26 protein-coding genes are annotated in these 24,555 nt (G+C 44.4%); 25 read left to right on the top strand and 1 reads right to left on the bottom strand.

The genetic code is table 11. The features are described 5' to 3' along the window. The 14 genes from WA325_RS03075 to ypjB all read left to right on the top strand — a co-directional run bounded on the left by WA325_RS03075 (position 1) and on the right by ypjB (position 12,607). On the top strand, positions 1-654 hold the full coding sequence (locus WA325_RS03075) for a phosphoribosylanthranilate isomerase (RefSeq protein WP_127696823.1): 654 nt from the start codon (positions 1-3) through the stop codon (positions 652-654). Further along, on the top strand, positions 635-1,837 hold the full coding sequence (trpB, locus tag WA325_RS03070; protein ID WP_336183193.1) for a tryptophan synthase subunit beta: 1,203 nt from the start codon (positions 635-637) through the stop codon (positions 1,835-1,837). The genes WA325_RS03075 and trpB overlap by 20 nt, the downstream gene beginning before the upstream one ends. After that, positions 1,830-2,633, top strand: a complete 804-nt coding sequence (gene trpA / locus WA325_RS03065; RefSeq protein WP_336183192.1) for a tryptophan synthase subunit alpha — start codon at positions 1,830-1,832, stop codon at positions 2,631-2,633. Before trpB ends, trpA begins: the two co-directional genes overlap by 8 nt. Before the next feature lie 11 nt (positions 2,634-2,644). Beyond that, entirely contained in the window at positions 2,645-3,727 is a 1,083-nt protein-coding gene (hisC, locus tag WA325_RS03060; RefSeq protein WP_024121856.1) for a histidinol-phosphate transaminase, read from the top strand. A gap of 47 nt (positions 3,728-3,774) precedes the next feature. Next, a complete protein-coding gene (locus WA325_RS03055) occupies positions 3,775-4,890 on the top strand; it encodes a prephenate dehydrogenase (protein ID WP_105954950.1) in 1,116 nt (371 codons plus the stop codon). Positions 4,891-4,900: 10 nt separating this feature from the next. Beyond that, positions 4,901-6,187: a 3-phosphoshikimate 1-carboxyvinyltransferase gene (aroA, locus tag WA325_RS03050; protein WP_336183191.1), complete on the top strand. Its 1,287-nt coding sequence runs from the start codon at positions 4,901-4,903 to the stop codon at positions 6,185-6,187. A gap of 347 nt (positions 6,188-6,534) precedes the next feature. Next, a complete protein-coding gene (locus tag WA325_RS03045; RefSeq protein WP_059336621.1) occupies positions 6,535-7,806 on the top strand; it encodes a tetratricopeptide repeat protein in 1,272 nt (423 codons plus the stop codon). Positions 7,807-7,875: 69 nt separating this feature from the next. Beyond that, a complete protein-coding gene (locus WA325_RS03040; protein ID WP_322008674.1) occupies positions 7,876-8,415 on the top strand; it encodes a ReoY family proteolytic degradation factor in 540 nt (179 codons plus the stop codon). Between the two features lie 58 nt (positions 8,416-8,473). Beyond that, positions 8,474-8,920: a YpiF family protein gene (locus WA325_RS03035; protein WP_305934484.1), complete on the top strand. Its 447-nt coding sequence runs from the start codon at positions 8,474-8,476 to the stop codon at positions 8,918-8,920. Between the two features lie 141 nt (positions 8,921-9,061). Next, positions 9,062-9,565 carry a ubiquinol-cytochrome c reductase iron-sulfur subunit gene (locus WA325_RS03030; RefSeq protein ID WP_010334725.1) on the top strand — a complete coding sequence of 168 codons (504 nt, stop codon included), beginning with the start codon at positions 9,062-9,064 and terminating at the stop codon, positions 9,563-9,565. Between the two features lies 1 nt (position 9,566). Beyond that, positions 9,567-10,241: a menaquinol-cytochrome c reductase cytochrome b subunit gene (qcrB, locus tag WA325_RS03025; RefSeq protein WP_003225560.1), complete on the top strand. Its 675-nt coding sequence runs from the start codon at positions 9,567-9,569 to the stop codon at positions 10,239-10,241. Between the two features lie 32 nt (positions 10,242-10,273). Next, a complete protein-coding gene (locus tag WA325_RS03020; protein ID WP_010334724.1) occupies positions 10,274-11,041 on the top strand; it encodes a menaquinol-cytochrome c reductase cytochrome b/c subunit in 768 nt (255 codons plus the stop codon). A gap of 110 nt (positions 11,042-11,151) precedes the next feature. Next, entirely contained in the window at positions 11,152-11,745 is a 594-nt protein-coding gene (locus tag WA325_RS03015) for a DUF1405 domain-containing protein (RefSeq protein ID WP_181185685.1), read from the top strand. Positions 11,746-11,812: 67 nt separating this feature from the next. After that, on the top strand, positions 11,813-12,607 hold the full coding sequence (gene ypjB, locus WA325_RS03010; protein WP_336183190.1) for a sporulation protein YpjB: 795 nt from the start codon (positions 11,813-11,815) through the stop codon (positions 12,605-12,607). 42 nt (positions 12,608-12,649) lie between these two features. Here the strand turns inward: ypjB and WA325_RS03005 are convergent, their stop codons facing one another. After that, positions 12,650-13,522 (bottom strand): YitT family protein, encoded by an 873-nt coding sequence (locus tag WA325_RS03005; protein ID WP_105954955.1) that lies wholly within the window; start codon positions 13,520-13,522, stop codon positions 12,650-12,652. A 139-nt stretch (positions 13,523-13,661) separates the two neighbouring features. Between WA325_RS03005 and WA325_RS03000 the strand changes: the two genes are divergently transcribed. From WA325_RS03000 to dinG, 11 genes are all read left to right on the top strand, one after another. Then, complete coding sequence (locus tag WA325_RS03000; RefSeq protein WP_105954956.1) at positions 13,662-13,997, top strand: nucleotide pyrophosphohydrolase; 336 nt, start codon at positions 13,662-13,664, stop codon at positions 13,995-13,997. A gap of 11 nt (positions 13,998-14,008) precedes the next feature. Further along, on the top strand, positions 14,009-14,812 hold the full coding sequence (gene dapB, locus WA325_RS02995; RefSeq protein WP_095713173.1) for a 4-hydroxy-tetrahydrodipicolinate reductase: 804 nt from the start codon (positions 14,009-14,011) through the stop codon (positions 14,810-14,812). 15 nt (positions 14,813-14,827) lie between these two features. Continuing rightward, complete coding sequence (mgsA, locus tag WA325_RS02990; RefSeq protein ID WP_044155160.1) at positions 14,828-15,241, top strand: methylglyoxal synthase; 414 nt, start codon at positions 14,828-14,830, stop codon at positions 15,239-15,241. Then, the gene (gene bshB1, locus WA325_RS02985; protein ID WP_024121847.1) at positions 15,234-15,944 is read left to right on the top strand and encodes a bacillithiol biosynthesis deacetylase BshB1; all 711 of its coding nucleotides are present in this window, start codon (positions 15,234-15,236) and stop codon (positions 15,942-15,944) included. Before mgsA ends, bshB1 begins: the two co-directional genes overlap by 8 nt. Next, positions 15,941-17,074 carry an N-acetyl-alpha-D-glucosaminyl L-malate synthase BshA gene (gene bshA, locus WA325_RS02980; RefSeq protein WP_024121846.1) on the top strand — a complete coding sequence of 378 codons (1,134 nt, stop codon included), beginning with the start codon at positions 15,941-15,943 and terminating at the stop codon, positions 17,072-17,074. Before bshB1 ends, bshA begins: the two co-directional genes overlap by 4 nt. Positions 17,075-17,078: 4 nt before the next feature. Further along, positions 17,079-18,272, top strand: a complete 1,194-nt coding sequence (locus tag WA325_RS02975; RefSeq protein ID WP_305934394.1) for a CCA tRNA nucleotidyltransferase — start codon at positions 17,079-17,081, stop codon at positions 18,270-18,272. Then, positions 18,257-19,240, top strand: a complete 984-nt coding sequence (locus tag WA325_RS02970) for a biotin--[acetyl-CoA-carboxylase] ligase (protein WP_105991739.1) — start codon at positions 18,257-18,259, stop codon at positions 19,238-19,240. The genes WA325_RS02975 and WA325_RS02970 overlap by 16 nt, the downstream gene beginning before the upstream one ends. Before the next feature lie 240 nt (positions 19,241-19,480). Further along, on the top strand, positions 19,481-20,314 hold the full coding sequence (gene panB, locus WA325_RS02965; protein ID WP_336183189.1) for a 3-methyl-2-oxobutanoate hydroxymethyltransferase: 834 nt from the start codon (positions 19,481-19,483) through the stop codon (positions 20,312-20,314). 1 nt (position 20,315) lies between these two features. Further along, positions 20,316-21,176 carry a pantoate--beta-alanine ligase gene (gene panC, locus WA325_RS02960; protein WP_105991741.1) on the top strand — a complete coding sequence of 287 codons (861 nt, stop codon included), beginning with the start codon at positions 20,316-20,318 and terminating at the stop codon, positions 21,174-21,176. A 2-nt stretch (positions 21,177-21,178) separates the two neighbouring features. Continuing rightward, positions 21,179-21,562 carry an aspartate 1-decarboxylase gene (gene panD / locus WA325_RS02955; RefSeq protein ID WP_044156733.1) on the top strand — a complete coding sequence of 128 codons (384 nt, stop codon included), beginning with the start codon at positions 21,179-21,181 and terminating at the stop codon, positions 21,560-21,562. 128 nt (positions 21,563-21,690) lie between these two features. Continuing rightward, positions 21,691-24,486 (top strand): ATP-dependent DNA helicase DinG, encoded by a 2,796-nt coding sequence (gene dinG, locus WA325_RS02950; protein ID WP_336183188.1) that lies wholly within the window; start codon positions 21,691-21,693, stop codon positions 24,484-24,486. Positions 24,487-24,555 lie beyond the last annotated feature (69 nt).

Below are 24,555 nucleotides of genomic sequence, written 5' to 3'. Positions count from 1 at the left end.
GTGAAAAAACCGGCATTAAAGTATTGCGGTATACGGTCACTGCAGGACCTGAGGCTTGCAGCGGATTCACAGGCAGATTATCTGGGTTTTATTTTTGCTGACAGTAAACGAAAAGTATCTCCGGCAGATGTGAGAAAGTGGCTGAGCCAAGTTCGTACCGAGAAACAGATTGCAGGCGTTTTTGTGAATGAGTCGCTGGGAACGATTGCCCGTATAGCAGACGATTTGCAGCTTGACGTCATCCAGCTTCATGGTGATGAGACACCAAAGGATGCTGAAGTCCTCCGTCTGCTGACAAATTGTGAAATATGGAAGGCGCTCCATCATAACAGCACAGCAATTCAGAATTTGGACCGCTTTAACGATTCTGTAGACGGTTTTGTGATTGACTCATCTGTAAAAGGGGCAAGAGGCGGGACTGGAGTGGCTTTTGCTTGGGAGTGTGTGCCTGAATATCAGCAGAAAGCTGAACAAACGGGGAAACGGTGTTTCATCGCAGGCGGTGTGAATCCCGACACAATCGCAGACTTATTGAAATGGAGACCGGGCGGAGTCGATCTTGCCAGCGGAATAGAAAAGAACGGGCAAAAAGATGTCAAACTGATTAGGCTCTTAGAAGAAAGGATGAACCGATATGTATCCATATCCGAATAAAATAGGCAGATACGGCGATTTTGGCGGGAAATTTGTTCCGGAAACTCTTATGCAGCCGTTAGAAGAAATTGAAACAGCATTTAAGGAAATAAAGGATGATCCTGTTTTTAGGGGAGAATATCATAAGCTGTTAGCTGAATATTCCGGCAGGCCTACAGCATTAACATATGCCGATCGAGTCACAGAGCATTTAGGCGGCGCTAAAATTTATTTGAAAAGAGAAGATTTAAACCATACAGGTTCCCATAAAATCAACAATGCTTTAGGCCAGGCATTGCTTGCAAAAAAAATGGGCAAAACGAAAATCATTGCAGAAACAGGTGCCGGACAGCATGGAGTAGCCGCCGCCACGGTTGCTGCAAAGTTTGGTTTTTCCTGCATTGTATTTATGGGTGAAGAGGATGTCGCCCGCCAGTCTCTGAACGTATTCCGAATGAAGCTTCTTGGAGCAGAGGTTGTGCCGGTCACAAGCGGAAACGGGACACTGAAGGATGCGACAAATGAGGCTATCCGCTATTGGGTTCAGCATTGTGAGGATCATTTTTACATGATCGGATCGGTCGTCGGACCGCACCCTTACCCGCAAATTGTCCGGGAATTTCAAAAAATGATCGGAGAGGAAGCGAAGGATCAGCTGAAAGACATTGAGGGAACACTGCCGGATAAAGTCGTTGCCTGCGTAGGCGGCGGAAGTAATGCGATAGGCATGTTTCAGGCATTTTTAGACGAAGATGTTGAACTGATCGGTGCTGAAGCGGCAGGAAAAGGAATTGATACCCCGCTTCATGCCGCTACCATTACGAAAGGTACTGTCGGTGTGATTCACGGTTCGCTCACTTACCTCATTCAAGACGAGTACGGTCAAATTATTGAGCCTTATTCAATTTCAGCAGGACTTGACTATCCGGGAATTGGTCCGGAGCACGCTTATTTGCATAAAAGCGGCCGTGTCACATACGATAGCATAACTGATGAAGAAGCAGTAGATGCGTTAAAACTATTGTCAGAAAAAGAAGGGATTTTACCAGCGATCGAATCTGCTCATGCATTAGCGAAGGCATTTAAAATCGCAAAAGAGATGGGGCGGAATCAAACTATCCTCGTCTGTTTATCAGGAAGAGGAGACAAGGATGTCAACACATTAATGAACGTATTGGAAGATGAGGTGAAAGCGCATGTTTAAAGCAGACCTGCAGCAGTCGGGAAAGTTGTTTATCCCGTTTATTACAGCGGGTGATCCGTTGCCGGAAGTTTCAGTCGAACTGGCTAAGTCTCTTCAAAAAGCGGGTGCCACGGCACTTGAGATCGGTGTAGCATATTCAGATCCGCTGGCAGACGGTCCGGTGATTCAGCGGGCTTCAAAACGGGCGCTTGAGAACGGGATGAATATTGTAAATGCGATTGAATTAGGCGGAGAAATGAAAAAAAATGGCGTCAATATTCCCATTATCCTCTTTACGTATTATAATCCTGTGTTACAATTGAACAAAGAATACTTTTTCGCTTTACTGCGGGAAAATCATATAGACGGCCTGCTTGTTCCGGATCTGCCTTTAGAAGAGAGCGCCAGCCTTCAAGCGGAATGCAAAACCCATGAGGTAACGTATATTTCTTTAGTTGCACCGACAAGCGAAAGCCGTTTGAAAACGATTATTGAACAAGCCGAGGGCTTCGTCTACTGTGTATCTTCGTTAGGTGTGACCGGTGTCCGAAATGAGTTCAATTCATCATCTTATCCATTTATCCGGACAGTGAAGAATCTCAGCGCTGTGCCGGTTGCTGTTGGGTTTGGTATTTCCAGCCGCGAGCAGGTGGTCAAGATGAATGAAATCTGTGACGGTGTCGTAGTGGGAAGTGCGCTCGTCAAAAAGATAGAAGAATTAAAGGATCGGCTCATCAGCACTGAGACGAGAGATCGTGCAGTGCAGGAGTTTGAAGATTACGCGAAGACGTTTGGCGGTTTGTACAGTTTAAAATGAGGTGACTGGATTTGCGTATCAAAGAACATTTAAAACAACTGAAGCCTTATCAGCCGGGTAAACCGATTGAAGCAGTAAAAGCAGAATATGGCTTGGATAAAGTCGTGAAGCTTGCATCAAACGAAAATCCGTACGGCTGTTCGGAAGCTGCAAAAGAGGCACTTCATCATGAAATTCAACAGCTTGCGCTTTATCCCGATGGATATAGCGCAGCTTTGCGGACAAGGCTCAGTGAGCACCTCAATGTGAGCGAAACATCACTTATTTTCGGCAATGGTTCAGATGAAATCATCCAAATTATATGCCGGGCTTTTTTAAACGACAAAACAAACACGATTGCAGCAGCACCGACTTTTCCGCAATATAAGCATAATGCGGTGATTGAAGGGGCTGAAGTTCGTGAAATTGCCCTTCGTTCTGACGGCTCTCATGATTTAGACGCGATGCTTGAAGCGATTGACGAACAGACTCAAGTCGTTTGGATTTGCAGCCCGAACAACCCGACTGGCACTTATACAGCTGAAGGAGAATTGATTTCATTTCTGGAACGTGTTCCTTCTCGTGTCCTCGTTGTTCTTGATGAAGCATATTATGAATATGTAACAGCTGAGGATTACCCGGAAAGCATACCGCTTTTGAATACGTATTCCAATCTGATGATCTTGCGTACGTTTTCAAAGGCATACGGTCTGGCGGCGCTTAGAGTCGGATACGGTATTGCTGACGAAAAATTGATCCGCCAAATAGAGCCGGCAAGAGAGCCGTTTAACACCAGCCGCCTTGGCCAGGCTGCAGCGATTGCAGCCCTTGACGATCAAGAATTTATCGCTTCTTGTATCGAGAAAAACCAAGCAGGCCTTCAGCAGTATTATGATTTTGCGGAAACACACGGATTAAAGTGCTACCCTTCACAGACAAACTTTGTTTTAATAGACTTTAACCGCCCGTCTGATGAGTTGTTTCAGGCATTGCTGCAAAAAGGTTATATTGTCCGATCAGGAAATGCATTAGGGTTCCCGACTTCACTCCGGATTACGATCGGCACAAAAGAGCAAAACGAGGAAATTCTCGCAACTTTAGCTGAAATTTTATAAGAGGTGATCAGTATCACCTCTTTAGTCTATGAACCAGGTGATGACGAATGAATCAAATCAAAGATACAATATTGCTCGCCGGTCTCGGATTGATAGGCGGTTCTATTGCGTTAGCCATCAAAAAAAAACATCCGGAAAAACGCATTATTGGGGTCGATATCTCAGATGAGCAGGTAGTGGCTGCCTTAAAATTAGGTGTGATAGACGAGAGTGCTGATTCGTTTATTGACGGCGCGAAAAAAGCTGCAACCGTTATTATTGCAACACCTGTTGCGCAAACGCTGCTTATGCTTGATGAGCTGGCCCATTCAGAAATTAAGCATCCGCTTTTGATTACTGACGTAGGAAGCACAAAGCAAAAAGTGGTTCATTACGCCGATCAAGTGCTGCCTGCCGGCTACCAATTTGTCGGAGGGCATCCGATGGCGGGCTCGCATAAATCAGGAGTTGCCGCTGCAAAGGAATTTCTGTTTGAAAATGCGTTTTATATTTTAACCCCGGGCCGTAAAACGGACAGACAAGCGGTCGATCAGTTAAAACATTTGCTGCAAGGGACGAATGCCCAATTTGTAGAAATGTCGCCTGAAGAGCATGATGGCGTAACAAGCGTGATCAGTCATTTTCCGCATATTGTTGCAGCCAGTCTTGTGCATCAGACCCATCACTCGGAAGAGCTTTATCCGCTTGTGAAACGGTTTGCTGCCGGCGGTTTTCGGGATATTACCCGGATTGCATCAAGCAGTCCTGCAATGTGGCGTGATATTCTGTTACATAATAAAGATAAGATTTTAGATCGTTTTGATGAGTGGACTCGTGAGATTGAAACGATCCGGACATATGTAGAGCATGGAGATGCGGAAAAACTATTCAATTATTTTAAAACGGCAAAGGACTACCGTGACGGACTGCCTCTCCGCCAGAAGGGCGCAATACCGGCATTTTATGATTTATACGTAGACGTGCCGGATCATCCTGGTGTGATTTCCGAGATAACGGCTATACTTGCTGCGGAACGCATCAGTATAACGAATATCCGCATTATTGAAACGAGAGAAGATATTAACGGGATTTTAAGGATCAGTTTTCAATCCGATGATGACCGCAAACGGGCCGAACAGTGCATAGAAGCCCGCGCGGAATACGAAACTTTTTATGCTGATTGAGGTGGAAACAATGAAAAGAGAAAAGGTGCAGGCGCTAAACGGCGAAATACATATCCCCGGTGATAAATCCATTTCTCACCGCTCTGTTATGTTTGGCGCGCTTGCGAAAGGCACAACAACTGTTAAAAATTTTCTGCCGGGAGCAGACTGTCTGAGCACCATCGATTGCTTTAGTAAGATGGGCGTTCAAATTGAGCGAAACGGCAGTGATGTGATCATTCACGGGAAAGGGATGGATTCCCTGCGAGAACCAGAAAGTCTGTTAGACGTCGGTAATTCAGGCACAACGATTCGTCTGATGCTCGGAATCCTTGCGGGCCGCCCTTTTTACAGCGCGGTAGCTGGGGATGAAAGCATTGCGAAACGCCCAATGAAGCGTGTAACAGAACCTCTGAAACAAATGGGCGCTAAAATTGACGGCAGAGCCGGCGGAGAATTTACACCGCTGTCAGTAAGCGGCGGTACATTAAAAGGCATTGACTATGTATCACCTGTGGCCAGCGCGCAAATTAAATCGGCTGTTCTGCTTGCCGGGTTGCAGGCTGAGGGAACTACCACTGTCACCGAGCCTCATAAATCCAGAGATCATACTGAACGGATGCTGTCTGCTTTCGGAGTGAAACTGGCAGAGGACAAGACAAGTGTCTCCATAAAAGGCGGCCAGCAGCTTACGGCTGCAGATATTTTTGTTCCCGGAGATATTTCTTCAGCCGCGTTTTTCCTTGCAGCTGGCGCAATGATTCCAAACAGCAGAATTGTACTGAAAAACGTGGGGTTAAATCCGACTCGGACCGGTGTCATCGATGTGCTTCAAAACATGGGGGCAAAGCTTGAAATCATACCATCTGTTGATGAAAGCGCAGAGGCTTATGGAGATTTGATCATTGAAACGTCATCTCTTAAAGCGGTTGAAATTGGCGGAGATATTATTCCGCGTTTGATTGATGAGATTCCTATTATTGCCCTTCTTGCGACTCAGGCGGAGGGAACAACAGTCATTAAGGATGCCGCAGAGCTTAAAGTGAAAGAAACGAACCGTATCGATACAGTTGTTTCAGAGCTTCGAAAGCTCGGTGCTGAGATTGAACCGACTGAAGACGGAATGAAGGTATACGGCAAACAAACTCTCAAAGGCGGCGCGAAAGTATCAAGTCATGGAGATCATCGGATCGGGATGATGCTAGGCATAGCTTCCTGTTTAACAGAAGAGCCGGTTGAGATCGGACAGACAGACGCCATTCATGTGTCATATCCAAACTTTTTTGATCATTTAAATAAGCTTTCAAACAAATCCTGAAGTTTATGCTTCAGGATTTGTTGTGTGAGCGTTTATCAGTCATAAACCGAAGGAAAAAAACATAGCCTGTCTTATAGAGGCATATAAAAACAAAAAAAGAGGGAGGGGTGCTTTACTTACAAGTCGGCAGGTCAAGGGCTGTTACTGTAATAGAGGGCTATCTTCCTTTTTTTATTTGCTATCGCAGGATCTTTTGATAAACTAATAAGACTCAGAAATTCCTTGACGTACAGTGTAAGCATCTTATTTGCCGAGGGCTTTCCTCTGAATTATGATAGGATTAACCCGAACAAATAAGACTTTTATGTATGATTGATGTTGTTAGGAAAAGAAAGGACCGGTCCGATTTGAATACATTAATTCAAGAAGCCATAAAATTAGTTGAAGCAGGAGAAACAGAAAAGGGACTCAACACCCTCTCGAAGGCCGAAAAACAGCTTCATGATGAAGATAAAGCCATCGCAGCACAGCTTTATTACGAGTGGGGAAATGTAGAGAAAGCGATCTCACTGATCAGTGATTTGCATGATTTATATCCGAATGAAACAGAACTGACGAATTTTTATGCTGAACTTTTAATAGATATTGACGAAGAAGAAAAAGCATTAGCTGTGCTGGAAACGATCCCGGAATCAGACCCATCATATCCGGAAAGCCTGCTGCTCATGGCTGATCTTTATCAGATGCAGGGGCTGTTCGAAGTAAGTGAGCAAAAGCTTTTACAGGCAAAGTCTATTCTTGAAAATGAACCAATCATTGATTTTGCGTTAGGCGAGCTATACTTTACTCAAGGAGCCTATGCAAAAGCTGTTCAATATTTTAAAAGAACGGCTGGGGAGCAGAGTGAGATCGGAGGCGTTAATGTCCACCAAAGACTGGCGGAATCGCTAAGTGCATCAGGAGATTTTGAGGAGGCCATTCCGTGGTATGAAAAAGCTGTAGATGAGAATCCTGACCCTAATACAATTTTCGGCTATGGATTTACAGCCTCGCAGGCGGGACTGATCAAAACGGCTATTAAACAGCTGTCCGATTTAAAGGAGCTTGATCCATCCTATTCATCACTTTATATGCCGCTTTCAAAAAGCTATGAGGCTGAAGGGATGTATGAAGAGGCATTAAAAACGGCAAAAGAGGGTATCAGGTATGATGAATATAACAAAGAGCTTTTCCTCTATGCCGCGAAGATGGCGTTAAAAATCGGGAAGTCAGAAGAAGGGAAAAAACTTCTTCAGGAAGCGCTTGCTCTTGATCCTGGCTTCGTTGAAGCACTCCATACTTTACTTGCTGTGTATCATAAGGAAGAGGATTATGAGCAAATTATTGATCTGATTCAAGAGGTGCGGGGCTACGGGGAAGAAGATCCGAAATACAATTGGTATCTGGCCAGCGCTTACACCGAATTAGAGCAGTACGAAGAAGCAAAACAATCCTTTGAAGCTGCTTTTCTTCACTATCGTGAGGACAGAGATTTCTTATACGAATACGCAACCTTTTTATTAGAAGAAGGCCTCCAACAAGAAGCGCTGCCGCTATTGAAAAAGGTACTCGAAATAGACGGAGCCAATGAAGAGCTGGAAGAAATAATCTTGCGGATCGAGGATGAATTTTCGAGATAAGCAGGAATTTTAACCGCTTATGTGGAACATATAAGTATAGATTATACGAACGATAGAGGAGGGAATTACATGCAGACCCCTGTTTCTGTCAATGAGAAAAAGGATTTTATCCGTTGGTTTTTAAACCATTATCAGCTAAAGCGCAGAGAGTGCGTATGGATCTTGAACTACTTAATGAGCCACGATTCTTTAATGGAAAAGGTTCATTTTGTAGAGCAGGCAGAATTTTGCCCGAGAGGCATTATAATGTCAACACATTGTGTTGAAGAAGTTCCGTTTCGGTTTTATAAAGAGAATGTCATGACAACCGACGCGGAAAAATCTTTTCATGATATTAGATTAAATAAACAGCAGGATTTGTTTATCCAGCTTAATTTCCGTTCAGCCTACAGTTCTCCTGAGTATGCGGCGGTGCTGGAGTCCAACCCTCACATTCCGAAAGATCTGTTTGAAAACAAAAAAGATCAGGGGCTGGCTGAACAAATCCTGGAGCACGCCATTTCTACATTCCAAAGAGAAAAATTATTAAAAGACATTGACGATGCGCTCGATCGTCACGATAAAGAAGCATTTGAACAATTATCGCACCAATTGAATCAGCTCACATAACATGACCAGCCTTGCAGTGTAATGCAAGGCTCGTTGTCGTAAAAAGGGGAGAACGATGATGAGGTGGAAAATGCCTGATGCCAAGGACTATTTACAATCTAAAGATTACATTGATACCGCTGTCATACCATTAATTAACATAAAAATGGGGAGCCAATTAAAAATAGCAGCAGAAAGAGGCGAATTTACGCAGCTTCTAGCGGACGAATTGGAAAGGCAGTTAAAAGGACGGGTATATTTATTGCCTGCTTATACATATGTTGATAGAAATGAAAATACCGTTCAAGGGCTGAAAGATTTACAGGAGGAGGCCAAATCCGATTTTCAGCATGTTGTACTGCTGACAGCTGATGATCATTGGAGTAGCGAAGAGTCATTGGGGAAGATTATTGTTGCGCCTTCTGTTCCGTTAGAGCACTTAAATGACTCCATAAAAAGAAAAATATTAGATGAACGCACAGCTGAAATTTTGAACGTTTTGTTACAGTTATGGAACGCTTCATAAAAACACTTACATTTCCTTATAAACAATATTTTGGCTATATTGACCTTGCTGAGAGATTCATATATTATGAGGGTGTCTAGAGTTATGAAATATTTTCTATTTTAGTCAGTTTGCAGGGTTGACCTTGAGGGGGGAGAAGAGATGGGCGGAAGACATGATATATCGAGACGTCAATTTTTAAATTATACGCTAACAGGCGTAGGGGGGTTTATGGCGGCTAGTATGCTCATGCCTATGGTTCGCTTTGCACTCGACCCGGTATTAAAATCGACAGGAAAGCAGGACATGGTTCAGGTTGTCAGCGTAGATGAGCTGACAAAAGAGCCGCAACGCTTTGATTTCAAAATTAATCAAGTCGATGCCTGGTATGAGTCGGAAGAATCGAGATCAGCTTGGGTTTTCAAAAATGGGGATGAGATTGTAGCACTTTCACCAATTTGTAAGCATTTGGGGTGTACGGTGAACTGGAACAGCGATCCTAAAAATCCGAATAAATTTTTCTGTCCTTGCCACTACGGACTCTATGAAAAAGACGGCACCAATGTCCCGGGCACGCCGCCGCTTGCGCCTCTTGATCATTACGAGCAAGAAGTTAAAGACGGCTTCCTGTATCTTGGAAAAGCAAAGCCTAAGGGGGAAGGGTGACATGCTGAACAAAATTTATGACTGGGTAGATGAACGGCTTGATATTACACCGATGTGGAGGGATATTGCCGATCACGAAGTGCCGGAACATGTGAATCCCGCCCATCATTTCTCTGCGTTTGTGTACTGTTTTGGGGGACTGACGTTTTTTGTAACCGTTATCCAAGTGTTGTCTGGGATGTTTTTAACGATGTACTATGTGCCTGATATTAAAAATGCCTGGGAATCGGTATATTATTTGCAAAATGAAGTTGCATTCGGCCAGATTGTCAGGGGAATGCACCATTGGGGCGCCAGCTTGGTCATTGTGATGATGTTTTTACATACGCTGAGGGTCTTTTTCCAAGGGGCGTATAAAAAGCCGCGGGAACTGAACTGGATAGTCGGTGTGTTAATCTTTTTTGTCATGCTTGGGCTTGGGTTTACAGGCTACTTGCTTCCTTGGGATATGAAGGCTCTGTTTGCCACAAAAGTCGGGCTGCAGATCGCTGAAGCCACTCCTTTGATCGGAACGCAAGTTAAAACACTCCTGGCAGGGCATCCGGATATTGTAGGCGCCCAAACGCTGACTAGGTTTTTTGCGATCCATGTATTCTTTCTTCCTGCCGCCTTGTTTGGATTGATGGCCGCACACTTTATTATGATCCGCAAGCAGGGGATTTCAGGACCGCTTTAAACTTGATCTGCGAATAAAAGGGAGGGGATGACATGCACCGGGGCAAAGGGATGAAATTTGTAGGAGACTCAAGGATACCGGCTGAGAAAAAGCCGAATATACCGAAGGATTACTCAGAGTATCCCGGTAAAACAGAAGCCTTCTGGCCAAATTTCTTATTGAAGGAATGGATGGTCGGAGCTGTCTTTCTGATCGGTTTTCTTGTTTTGACGATTGTACACCAGCCGCCTTTGGAGCGGATGGCGGACCCGACGGATACAGGTTATATTCCGCTGCCGGACTGGTATTTTCTTTTCTTATATCAGCTTTTGAAATATGAATACGCCGCTGGGAGCTTTACGGTGGTCGGCGCTATGATTATGCCGGGGATCGCCTTTGGCGCTCTGCTTTTGGCGCCATTTCTCGACAGGGGAACGGAAAGAAGGCCTTGGAAGCGTCCCGTGGCTGTCGGGATGATGCTCTTGGCTATTTCCGCGGCTGTATTTTTGACCTGGCAGTCCGTAGCTACTCACGACTGGGCAAAGGCGGAGGAGCAGGGGAAAATCACAAAAGAAGCGGATATCGATACCAGTGCCGAAGGATATAAAATTTTTCAGGAGCAGGGCTGTATTTCATGTCACGGGGATAATCTTCAAGGCGGAGCGGCCGGGCCTTCATTGGTAGACACCGGACTGAAGCCGGAAGAAATCAAAAAGATCGCTGTTGAAGGAAAAGGCCAAATGCCGGCAGGCGTGTTCAAAGGAAATGATAAGCAGCTTGAAGAACTTGCGAAATTCATTTCCGAAACAACGGCGAAATAACGTATTGTGAATTGCGAAACGGAAGGATATACTTTTATTATCAAAAGCTGACCAGGCGTCAGCTTTTTTATATGGACACATTATTTTTACAGACTGAGAGTTGATTTGATGTGAAATGGTTTCAATATGTATTAGGACAGCGAACGATGCTTATTCTTGTCTTAGCGATCAATTTTCTGGGAACGGTTTACGGATACTATTGGTACTTGCCTCAGCTTTTGGAGACGCCGGCCCGTTTTCTCATCTTTGTTCCGGACAGCCCGACAGCAACGTTTTTCTTTTTGTTTGTGCTGCTGGCCTTTCTCATGAAGCGGAATGCTCCGCTTTTTGAAGCGCTTGCGTTAGTGACGCTCGTGAAATATGGCTTGTGGGCGGTCGGAATGAATCTTCTCGTATTGGCTGTCACGGGTGATTTGCCATGGGAAGGCTATATGCTGATTGCCTCGCATTTTGCAATGGCTGTCCAGGGGGTGCTGTACAGCCCGTATTTTCGATTTTCATTATGGCATCTTGTTATCGCTGCGGTCTGGACGCTTCATAATGATGTCATTGATTACCTGTTTGGGATGATGCCGCAATACTCCATGCTTTCTGAATATATGACTGACATAGGATACGGAACGTTTTGGCTGAGCATCTTTTCAATCGGACTTGCCTTCTATCTCGTCATTTCGAAAAAGCAAACAAAGCTTCAACTGACGTAAGACAATCTTGGTCTATCCTTGTCCTTTCCTTCATATTCTGTAAGGAGAGAGAGTGGGAGGGACCTGCATGAAACGAAAGCTGACGATCTGTTTGTTGATTGCTCTTATTTTTTATAATGGGAATGCCAAGGCTGAAGAGCGGGGAAGCCTCAAGGAATTGAATGATTTATCCGATACGGTTTTTCAAATGACCCGCCAGTCGAAATATGAAGAGGCGCTACAAGTCTTATCTTATTTTGAAAAAACATTAAAATCCGCTGAAAAACAGAAGCAAGACAGCATGTTAACTGGAGCCCAAATTCGCCAAATTACTTTGGGCTATAACGATATGGTACGGAGTTTAAAACAGGCTGATGCATCAGACACACAAAAGCTCAGAGCAGCCGCGCAGTTCAGAATGCTGATGGATGCTGTTGACAATCAGTCTGATCCCCTTTGGGGGTCACTGGAGAAGCCGATTATGGAGGTCTTTGCCGAACTCAAGCAGGATGTCCAAAAAAATGAAAGTACGAGCTTTCATGAAAAGTGGAACGAATTTATCAGCTTGTATGATTTGATTTATCCAAGTCTTACAATCGATATATCAGAAGATCAGCTTGATACAGTCGGAAAACATATTGAAGTGATTGAGCAAGAGGGGTTTCAGCAAATGACCGAGAGTACGAAGCTTGAACGGCTTTCCCTACTCCAGAACGATCTGAAGAGTGTATTTGACAGGGTGGAAGAGGATGATGCAGATCCGTCTTTGTTATGGGTGATGATTACTACAGGCGGTATCATCATTACTGCACTTACTTATGTCGGTTACAGAAAATACAGAGCGGAGAAAAAGAAACTAAAAAAGCGGGATTATCCAAAATGAGTAAGAGGGGCGGCGGCAGCCGCCTTTTGTTATCAAAAAACATTAGCGCGGGAGCGGATTTTTATTTTCATCGAGTGTAAATCCTTCTCCAAGCACATCGTGGACATCGCTGACCGCGACAAAGGCATGAGGGTCAATGGAGTTAATCACACTTTTCAGCATGACCAGTTCATTTTTGGGCACTACACAATACAGCACGTCTAGATCCTCTTTCGTGTAGGATCCCTGTCCTTTCAAAATGGTAACGCCCCGTTCCATTTCCTCAAGAATTTTCTTCTGAATCTGGTCGTTTTTAAAAGAGATGATTGTTGCACCTTTAGCTGCGTATCCGCCTTCCTGAATAAAATCAATCAGTCTTGCCGCCACAAAAACGGCAACCAATGTGTACATGGCTTCTTTGTAAGAGAGATAGGTAAGCAATGATAAAATGATCACGCAAGCATCGAAAGCAAACATCGTTCGGCCCATTGGTATCCCAAAATACTTATTGACCAAACGGGCAATGATATCAACCCCGCCCGTCGTACCGCCGAACTTAAAAATAATGCCTAAGCCGGCTCCAATGAATACGCCGGCAAATAAAGCGGCAAGCGCAAGATCATGCTGAAGGGGCATATGTATTTCATATCGCTGAAAAATGCTGAGGAATAAAGACAGTGCTACAGTACCAACTAGGGTGTATACAAACATCGTCTTGCCCAGCAAACGCCAGCCGATAAAAAAGATCGGGATATTCAAAACCAGGTTTGAAATAGAAGGACTAATATGGAAAAGGGCATAAAGCAATAGTGTAATTCCCGTGAATCCACCCTCTGCCAGATTGTTTTGCATATTGAAATGAACCAGGCCAAATGAAAAAATTGCTGCACCGATTAAAATAAAAAATATGTTTTTTAATCTAATTTCTCCAAGCATCACACAAAACCCCTTTTCCTTCCATTAGATAGCGTTTATATTATAGTGGATGCAAAAGAAAACAGCAAACGTGCTTAAACATTTGTCAAACGTATCCGAATTAGCTAACATGTAAGAGGATGATAGGAGGTTTCGTGCAGTGAATGATAAAACAATGAAAGATATACAGGCTGAGGTGGACCGCTACATCGGCCAATTTAAAGAAGGGTATTTCAGCCCGCTTGCCATGATGGCAAGATTAACCGAAGAACTGGGCGAGCTTGCAAGAGAAGTCAATCATCGTTATGGAGAAAAACCAAAAAAAGCGACTGAAGATGATAAAAGCATGGAAGAGGAAATGGGTGATGTGCTGTTTGTATTGGTTTGTTTAGCCAACTCACTTGATATTTCATTAGAGGAAGCCCACGACCGAGTCATGCATAAATTTAATACAAGAGATAAAGACCGCTGGACAAGAAAAGAAGAAGGAAAGTAGAGGAGATCAAGATGTCAAACGAAACAATTAAAGTAGTCATTGCAGGACCGCGGGGAAGAATGGGGCAAGAAGCTGTTAAATTGGCGGAAAAAACACCTCATTTTGACCTAGTCGGAGCAGTTGACCATACATACGATCAGCACAAATTATCTGATGTGATGTCTGTTGAGTCTGATGCTCTTATTTACACAGATATCCATGCCTGCTTTACAGAAACAAAACCAGATGTATTGATCGATTTAACTACACCCGAAATCGGGAAAGTACATACAAAAGTTGCATTAGAACACGGTGTCCGCCCTGTAGTGGGTACGACCGGTTTCTCTGAAGCTGATTTGAAAGAACTTACATCTCTGACAGAAGAAAAAGGGATCGGGGCTATCATCGCTCCAAATTTTGCATTGGGTGCGGTACTCATGATGAAATTCTCAAAAATGGCTGCCAATTACTTCGATGATGTTGAGATTATTGAGCTTCACCATGATCAGAAGCTTGATGCGCCAAGCGGAACGGCTCTCAAAACCGCTGAAATGATTTCCGAGGTTCGAAAAGAAAAACAGCAAGGACATCCAGATGAAAAAGAAATCCTTCCAGGAGCAAGAGGTGCGGAGCTAAACGGAATCCGTCTGCACAGTGTTCGTCTTCCAGGGTTGATCGCCCATCAGGAAGTGATGTTCGGCATGGACGGCCAAACGCTGCAGATCCGTCATGATTCTTATAACCGTGCTTCCTTCATGTCCGGTGTAAAACTGTCTGTAGAACAAGTCATGAAGATTGATCAGCTTGTCTACGGATTGGAAAATATCATTGATTAGACAGGGGGATAAATGATGAAAATTGCTTTGATCGCGCATGACAAGAAGAAACAGGATATGATCCAATTTACAACCGCTTATCAAGAGATTTTGAGTCATCATGATCTATATGCAACGGGAACAACGGGATTGAAAATTCAAGAGGCAACCGGCCTTCAAATTCAGCGTTTTCAATCCGGCCCTTTAGGCGGAGACCAGCAAATCGGCGCGTTAATTGCCGCTAACGCACTTGACCTAGTTATCTTTTTGCGCGACCCGCTGACCGCACAGCCGCATGAACCGGATGTCTCGGCATTAATCCGTTTATGTGATGTTTATTCAATTCCGCTTGCCACCAATATGGGAACTGCAGAAATTCTTGTTCGCACACTTGATGAAGGCGTTTTTGAATTCCGCAATCTTCTTCGGGGAGAAGAACCTCATGTATAATGCTGACGTTCTTGCTTTTGGCGCCCATAGTGATGATGTCGAGATCGGTATGGGCGGCACAATAGCAAAGCTTGTCAAACAGGGAAAAAAAGCTGTGATATGCGATTTGACTGAAGCGGAGTTGTCTTCAAACGGAACAGTCAGTTTGCGAAAAGAAGAAGCGGCCGAAGCAGCCCGTATATTAGGTGTGGACAAAAGAATTCAGCTGACGCTCCCTGACCGCGGGCTGATGATGAGTGATGAGGCGATTCGGGCGATTGTCACAGTCATTAGAACCTGCCGGCCGAAAGCGGTGTTTATGCCATATAAAAAGGATCGTCATCCGGATCACGGCAATGCTGCCGCACTGGTAGAAGAAGCGATCTTTTCAGCAGGAATTCATAAATATAAAGATGAAAACAGCCTGCCCGCGCATAAAGTAAGTAAGGTCTACTATTATATGATAAATGGTTTTCATCAGCCTGATTTTGTTATTGATATCTCGGATACAATAGAGGATAAAAAGAAAAGCCTCAATGCCTACAAAAGCCAGTTTGTACCGTCACAGAATTCTGTTTCAACACCATTGACGAACGGTTATATCGAGATTATTGAAGCAAGAGAAAAGCTGTACGGCAAAGAAGCGGGTGTAGGGTACGCCGAGGGCTTCTTTTCCAATCGGATGCTGATGCTGGATCATGATGTGCTTGGGGGCGAACAATGAAAAAGTTAAAAATAGGCATTACATGCTATCCGAGCGTCGGCGGCTCAGGTATCATTGCGACAGAACTCGGGAAACAGCTTGCTGAAAAGGGTCATGAAATCCATTTTATAACATCGAGCATCCCGTTTAGATTAAATACATACCATCCTAATATTCACTTTCATGAAGTTGAAGTTAACCAATATGCCGTTTTTAAATATCCGCCGTATGATTTAACATTGGCAAGCAAAATCGCTGAGGTGGCGGAACGGGAGAATTTAGACATTATCCATGCTCACTACGCTCTGCCGCATGCCGTTTGCGCTTATCTCGCAAAGCAGATGCTGAAACGGAATATCGGCATCGTAACAACTTTGCATGGAACGGATATTACAGTATTAGGCTACGATCCATCCTTAAAAGATCTTATCCGTTTTGCGATAGAGGCTTCAGACAGGGTGACAGCGGTCTCATCAGCCCTTGCTGCTGAAACGTACGATTTAATTAAGCCGGAGAAAAAAATAGAAACGATTTATAATTTCATAGATGAACGTGTATACCTTAAGAAAAACACAGCGGCCATTAAAGAGAAACACGGCATACTGCCGGATGAAAAAGTCGTGATCCATGTGTCCAACTTCAGAAAGGTCAAACGTGTGCAGGATGTCATCCAGGTGTTTCGCAATATAGCCGGCAAAACAAAAGCAAAACTGCTCTTAGTCGGAGACGGTCCTGAGAAATCAGTGGCCTGTGAGCTTGTCAGAAAATATGGGCTGGAAAAACAAGTGCTGATGCTTGGAAATCAAGACCGTGTCGAGGAGCTTTACTCTATCAGTGATTTGAAGCTGCTGCTGTCTGAAAAAGAAAGTTTCGGCCTTGTCCTGCTTGAAGCGATGGCATGCGGAGTACCTTGCATCGGAACGAATATTGGCGGTATCCCTGAAGTGATAAAAAACAATGTGAGCGGGTTTTTGGTGGATGTCGGCGATGTCGAAGCCGCTTCAGCCAAAGCGGTTCGCATTTTAGAAGACGAACAGCTGAGCAAGCGGTTTACCGAAGCGGCCATGGAAATGCTCAATAATGAATTTTCGTCACAAAAGATTGTCAGCCAGTATGAACAGATATATGCCGATTTAGCAGAACCGGAGTGATGACATGGAACAAGTTTTTATTAAAGCACTGCCCGTGCTCCGCACATTAATTGAAGCAGGCCACCAAGCTTACTTTGTCGGAGGCGCAGTTCGTGACAGCTATATGAAACGAACAATTGGAGATGTCGATATTGCGACAGATGCGGCACCGGACCAAGTAGAACGGCTTTTTAAGCGGACAGTTGATGTCGGCAAAGAGCACGGAACCATTATCGTGCTCTGGGAAGATGATACCTATGAAGTCACTACATTCCGGACTGAATCAGATTATGAAGATTACAGAAGACCGTCAGAAGTGCACTTTATCACCTCATTAGAAGAGGATTTGAAACGCAGGGATTTGACGATTAATGCGATGGCCATGACAGCTGACGGTCAAGTTCTTGATTATTTTGGCGGCAAGAAAGACATTGATCAGCAGCTGATTCGAACGGTTGGAAAACCGGAGGACCGCTTTCAGGAGGATGCGCTTCGCATGCTGAGAGCGGTGCGATTTATGAGCCAGCTCGGATTTACGCTTTCGAAAGAAACAGAAGAAGCGATCATAAAAGAGAAAACACTTCTGTCTCATGTGTCAGTCGAACGGAAAACTATAGAGTTCGAGAAGCTTTTACTGGGAAAAGCGTCCCAAGAGGCCATTCAAATGCTTGTACATACGGGGCTTTATGAAGAACTGCCCGGTTTTTATCACAAACGAGAGAACCTGCTGACGGCGAGCGAGTTTCCGTTTTCTCTTCTCGCTTCTCGTGAGGAGCTTTGGGCAGCGCTTTTAATTGATCTTCAGATAGACTTGAAAGAAGCGATGCTTTTCCTGAAAGCCTGGAAGCTCCCTGGAAAAGTGATGAAGGAAGCCGCTCACATTGCCGATACATTTGGCCAGAGCCTTGACGCTATGTCCATGTACAAGGCAGGTGAAAAAGCGCTTTTATCCGCGGTCAAAATATCAATGCTCCGGCAAACCAAGCAGCTGAACGGCGAGAGACTGGAGGAAGTTAGAGAAGCTTATCAAAGCCTGCCCATCAAAAGTTTGAAGAATCTTGCCATCACAGGGCGGGATTTACTTGCACTGCGAAACCAGCCCGCTGGAAAATGGGTATCTGAAGAATTACAGCGGATAGAGCAGGCTGTTGTAACGGGAAAGCTCTCCAATCAGAAGGAACACATAGAGGAGTGGCTGAAGACATGCGATCAACCTTAAGAAACGATCTTATTGAATTATTTTCTCAGGCCGGAAGCGAGTTTATTTCCGGCCAAAAAATCAGTGATGCTCTCGGATGCTCGAGAACAGCTGTATGGAAGCATATTGAGGAGCTTCGCAAAGAAGGCTATGAAGTGGAAGCTGTCAGAAGAAAAGGGTATCGGCTTATCAAAAAGCCTGGAAAACTCAGTGAAAGTGAAATTCGGTTTGGGCTGAAAACAGAAGTGATGGGCCAGCATCTTTTTTATCATGACGTCCTTTCATCCACTCAAAAAAAGGCTCATGAGCTTGCTAATGATAACGCGCCGGAGGGCACTCTCGTTGTCGCAGATAAACAAACAGCCGGCAGAGGGCGTATGTCAAGGCTGTGGCATTCTCAAGAAGGAACAGGCATCTGGATGAGCCTAATTTTGCGTCCAGACATTCCGCTTCAAAAAACACCTCAGCTTACGCTTCTTGCTGCGGTAGCTGTTGTGCAAGGAATAGAGGAGGCAACAGGTCTCCAAACGGATATTAAATGGCCTAATGACATATTAATTCACGGAAAAAAAGCAGTCGGCATCTTAACTGAAATGCAGGCGGAAGAAGACCGCGTCCGTTCAGTCATTATCGGAACAGGCATAAACGTTAATCAAGAGGCCGATGATTTTCCCGAGGAGCTAAAGGAAACCGCAACGAGCCTTAGTCAGGCAGCCGGTGAAAAAATAGATCGGGCCAGCATCATGCAGCATATTTTGCTTTCTTTTGAAAAACGGTACCGCGATTATTTAGCGCATGGTTTCACGCCGATTAAACTTCTGTGGGAAAGCTACGCGCTGGGTATCGGCAGTGAATTAAGAGCAAGAACGCTAAACGGAACATTTTATGGGAAAGCTTTAGGAATAGACGAAGAGGGTGTTCTTCTTTTAGAAACAAAGGAAGGCATAAAAAAAATCTATTCGGCAGATATCGAAATGGGTTCATTGTAGTTGGTACAAGCCTGTTGATTTTGATATACTTCCATTGGGCAGTATCGCCTGCGAACTGCACCTATTCATAAAAAATAGATAGACATAGCAGCAGTCTGCCTTGATCCAAAAAGGACTGGGACAGAGGGATGAAACTCGCCGAACTTTAGAAAGTGAAGAATCCTTCTCGTGTAGCGGAAGGTTTTTTGGCTTGGATAAGAAACGGCAGCTCATCTCCTCTAAAAATGAGGAGGAGAAAAAGTGAAAACAAAACTTGATTTCTTAAAAATGAAAGAGAAGGAAGAACCGATTGTCATGCTGACGGCATACGATTATCCGGCAGCCAAGCTTGCTGAACAAGCGGGAGTGGATATGATTTTAGTCGGCGATTCACTAGGAATGGTCGTGCTAGGTCTTGATTCAACTGTCGGCGTGACAGTTGCGGATATGATCCATCATACGAAAGCGGTCAAAAGAGGTGCGCCAAATACTTTTATCGTAACCGACATGCCGTTTATGTCCTATCACTTGTCTAAAGAGGATACGCTGAAAAATGCCGCAGCTATCGTTCAGGAAAGCGGAGCCGACGCGCTGAAGCTGGAAGGCGGTGAAGGGGTGTTTGAATCCATCCGCGCCTTGACGATCGGTGGCATTCCTGTTGTCAGTCATTTAGGGCTGACACCGCAATCAGTCGGTGTATTAGGCGGATATAAAGTACAGGGCAAAGATGAACAAAGCGCCAAGAAATTAATAGAAGACAGCATAAAATGTGAGGAAGCGGGAGCCATGATGCTTGTGCTTGAATGTGTGCCTGCAGAACTCACGTCAAAAATCGCAGAAACATTATCCATTCCTGTCATTGGAATCGGAGCTGGTGTAAAAGCGGACGGACAGGTTCTTGTTTATCACGATGTTATCGGCCATGGTGTTGTTAGAACACCTAAATTTGTGAAACAATATACGCAAATTGACGGCACTATAGAAACAGCAATCAGTGGATATGTCCATGATGTAAGACATCGTGCTTTCCCTGAACAACAGCATTCCTTTCAGATGAATCAGGCAGTTCTGGAAGGCTTGTACGGAGGAAAATAAGATGAAGCAGATTACAGATATCTCACAGCTGAAAGAAATCATTACACAATATCAGGCAGAAGGCAAAACAATCGGATTTGTTCCGACGATGGGATTTCTTCATGAAGGGCATTTAACCTTGGCAGACAAAGCCAGACAAGAAAATGATGCCGTCGTTATGAGTATTTTTGTAAATCCGACGCAATTCGGTCCCGGGGAGGATTTTGAAGCGTATCCGCGCGATCTCGAACGTGATGCCGCTCTTGCGGAAAATGCCGGCGTTGATATTCTTTTCACTCCTGATGCCCGTGACATGTATCCCGGTGAAAAAAATGTAACGATACATGTTGAGAGACGTACAGATGTTTTATGCGGGCGTTCAAGAGAAGGACACTTTGACGGAGTTGCCATCGTGCTGACGAAGCTGTTCAATCTTGTTAAACCGACACGCGCTTATTTTGGTTTAAAGGATGCGCAGCAGGTGGCAGTTGTTGATGGTTTAATCAGTGATTTCTTCATGGATATTGAACTGGTTGCTGTAGATACGGTCAGAGAGGAAGACGGGTTAGCCAAAAGCTCCCGGAATGTGTATTTAACGGCTGAGGAAAGAAGAGAAGCGCCTAAGCTTTACCAAGCCCTTCAGACGAGTGCCGAGCTGATCAGAGCAGGTGAGAGAAATCCTGAAGCGGTCATCAATGCTGCAAAAGACATCATTGAAACGACAAGCGGCAGAATTGATTATGTTGAGCTATATTCTTATCCGGAACTTGAGCCTGTGAACAAGCTCGAAGGAAAGATTATTCTGGCTGTAGCAGTTGCATTTTCAAAAGCGCGTTTAATAGACAATATCATTATTGATATTCGAGAAATGGAGAGAATATAATGATGTATCGCACGATGATGAGCGGAAAGCTTCATAGGGCAACGGTTACAGAAGCAAATCTTAACTATGTGGGCAGCATTACAATTGATGAAGATCTTATTGATGCGGTAGGAATGCTTCCTAATGAAAAAGTGCAAATTGTGAATAATAACAATGGAGCACGCCTGGAAACGTACATTATTCCCGGTCAGCGCGGAAGCGGAGTCATCTGTTTAAACGGAGCTGCCGCACGCCTTGTACAGGAAGGCGATAAGGTTATTATTATTTCCTACAAAATGATGTCTGATCAAGAAGCGGCAAACCATCAGCCGAAAGTTGCCGTTTTGAATGACCAAAACAAAATTGAACAAATGCTTGGACAAGAACCTGCCAGCACCATTTTGTAGATATACCGCCCCCTCCTTTATCGGGGGTTTTCGTTTAAGATTTTCAGCGTAAAACGGTTTTGCCGCTCCATTTCCGTACAAAACGTGTTACACTTTTGTCGTATGCAAGAATTGAGGTGTCCATTTTAATGAAAAAGCAACGGTTCGTTGTTATAGATGTAGAAACAACAGGGAATTCGCCAAAAAAGGGCGATAAAATCATTCAAATTGCAGCGGTTGTAATTGAAAATGGACAAATTACTGAGCGGTTTTCAAAATATATTAATCCAAATAAATCCATTCCGGTTTTTATTGAACAGCTTACGGGAATCACGAATCAAATGGTAGAAAATCAGCCGCCGTTTAAAGCAGTGGCTGAAGAAGTGTTTCATTTGCTTGACGGCGCTTACTTTGTCGCCCACAATATCCATTTTGACCTCGGGTTTGTGAAGCATGAGTTACATAAAGCGGGTTTCCAGCTCCCAGATTGTGAAGTGCTGGATACTGTTGAGCTCTCCCGTATCGCATTTCCGGGATTTGAGGGATATAAGCTGACTGAATTAAGCGAAGAGCTTCAGCTGCGGCATGATCAGCCGCATCGAGCTGACAGCGACGCTGAAGTCACAGGACTTATTTTTTTGGAAATTCTTGAAAAGCTAAGGCGGCTTCCTTATCCGACATTAAAGCAATTAAGAAGGCTGTCACAGCATTTTATCAGTGATCTGACGCATTTGTTAGATATGTTCATTTATGAAAACAGACATACAGATATGCCAGGCTATACGCGTTTTTCATCTTTTTCTGTCAGAGAACCTGAACCTGGGATTGAACGTCTCAATGAAGATGAAGAATTTCTATTTGAGATAGAAAATTGGGCAGCAGGAAATGAAAAAGCGCTCTCTGAGTTCATGCCCCAGTACGAAAAAAGAGAAGGCCAAATGCTGATGATGAAAGAAGTGGCTGAGGCCTTTGCCAATCGTGAACACGCGCTGATTGAAGCTGCTCCCGGAATCGGAAAAACGATCGGCTACCTGATTCCGGCTGCGCTTTTTGCTAAAAAATCAAAAAAACCGGTCGTCATCAGCACGTATTCAACCCTTCTTCAGCAGCAGATTTTGACGAAGGATTTGCCGATCATCAAAGATATGTTCCCTTTTTCGGTGACTGCGGCTATTTTAAAAGGGCAAACGCATTATCTGTGCCTTTATAAGTTTGAGCAGGTGCTTCATGAGGAAGACGATAACTATGATGCCGTTTTGACAAAAGCCCAGCTTCTTGTTTGGCTGACAGAGACAAACACGGGAGATGTAGCAGAACTGAATTTGCCGTCAGGCGGAAAACTGCTGTGGGACAGATTGGCATATGATGATCATTCTTATAAACGAAATCAGAGGGATCAAGTGATTGGTTTTTATGAACGGGCCAAACAAAGTGCCATGCGGTCTGATCTGGTGATTACGAATCATTCTCTTCTGCTAACCGATGAGGCAAGCCGGAAAAAAAGACTCCCGGATAGCGGGACTTTTGTAATTGATGAAGCACACCATTTTGAACGTGCTGCAAGCGAACATTTAGGAAAAAGAGCAACTTACATAGAACTGCATACAAAATTGAGCAGAATCGGAACGCTGAAAGAGCAGGGGCTTCTGAAAAAAATGAGACAGCTTTTTCAGCGCCACAGCCTGCCGGTGGATTCATTTTTCGAAGTGGAGGAGTGGATTCAGCATATTCAGGCGGAAAGTGATGCGTTTTTCAGCTCTGTGCATTCTTTTGTCAAACGAAGAAAACCTAAAGAAGACTTAAACCGTCTTGTCTTTAACGTGAACAAAAAAAGTCACGATAAAGGATGGCCTATTTTAACAGATGGAGCGGAAAGGCTTTGTTCTATGCTGGCGCATTTGCAGCAGCTTTTCGAGACCCAGACGGCTCTGATGGAAGAACATGTGACGGTTATGAAAAGCAAAAATGCTTTTTTGGCCGATGAATATAGTAGAAGCATGAATGATTTGGGGGAGTACTGCCAGACTCTAAATCAGCTGTTCTTTGGCTCAGATGAAAATGAAGCGGTTTGGATTGAGATAGATGCTAAAGGTGCAAAGAATGCAGTAGCTATATATGCGCAGCCGCTGGAACCGGGCGAGCTTCTTGCTGATCAGTTTTTTGCCCGGAAAAACAGTGTCGTTCTTACATCTGCAACCCTAACGATAGAAAATTCGTTTCAATTTATCATTGAGCGTTTGGGGTTAAGCGACTTTTTCCCCCGCACAATGAGGATCGCGTCGCCTTTTTCTTATGATGAGCGGATGCAGGTAATGATTCCAAAAGAAATAAAATCGATCCAAGATACGGGGCAGACTGAATTTATACAGGATACCGCACGTTATATCGAACTGATGGCAAAAGAAAAACAGCCGAAAATCCTTGTGCTGTTTACGTCTCATGACATGCTGAAAAAAGTACATCAGGAACTCAAGCTCGCCATGAGTGTTTCAGGCATTCAGCTTTTGGCTCAGGGCATAACCGGCGGCAGTCCCGGAAAACTGATGAAAACGTTCAAAACAGCCAATCAGGCCATTTTGCTTGGAACGAATCATTTTTGGGAAGGCGTTGATTTCCCTGGTGATGAGCTGACGACAGTGATCATCGTGAGACTTCCTTTCCGGGCTCCGGATCATCCGCTGCACGCTGCAAAATGTGAGCTGGCGAGGAAAAAAGGGCGCAATCCGTTTCAAACGGTCTCACTGCCGGAAGCGGTGCTGACGTTCAGACAAGGAATTGGGCGCTTGCTCCGGACAGCCGGAGACAAAGGAACGATTGTCATATTAGACAGGCGAGTCAAAACCGCTGGTTACGGGCGCCTGTTTCTTGACGCTCTGCCGACGTCCGCAATATCTGAAGTGACTGACAGTGAGATTGAAGCTTATGTTGCCGGAAAAAGTGAATAAAAGCCGCATAAAGCGGCTTTCCGGTGTGGGAGTAGGACGTGTTTTATTTGTAAAAGCGGTTTTTTCCGC

Origin of the sequence: Bacillus sp. 205(2023), from assembly GCF_037027485.1 — a bacterium.
Lineage (GTDB): Bacteria > Bacillota > Bacilli > Bacillales > Bacillaceae > Bacillus > Bacillus halotolerans.
Note: the sequence above shows the minus strand (reverse complement) of the source record. Positions and strands in the feature narration are given on the sequence as shown.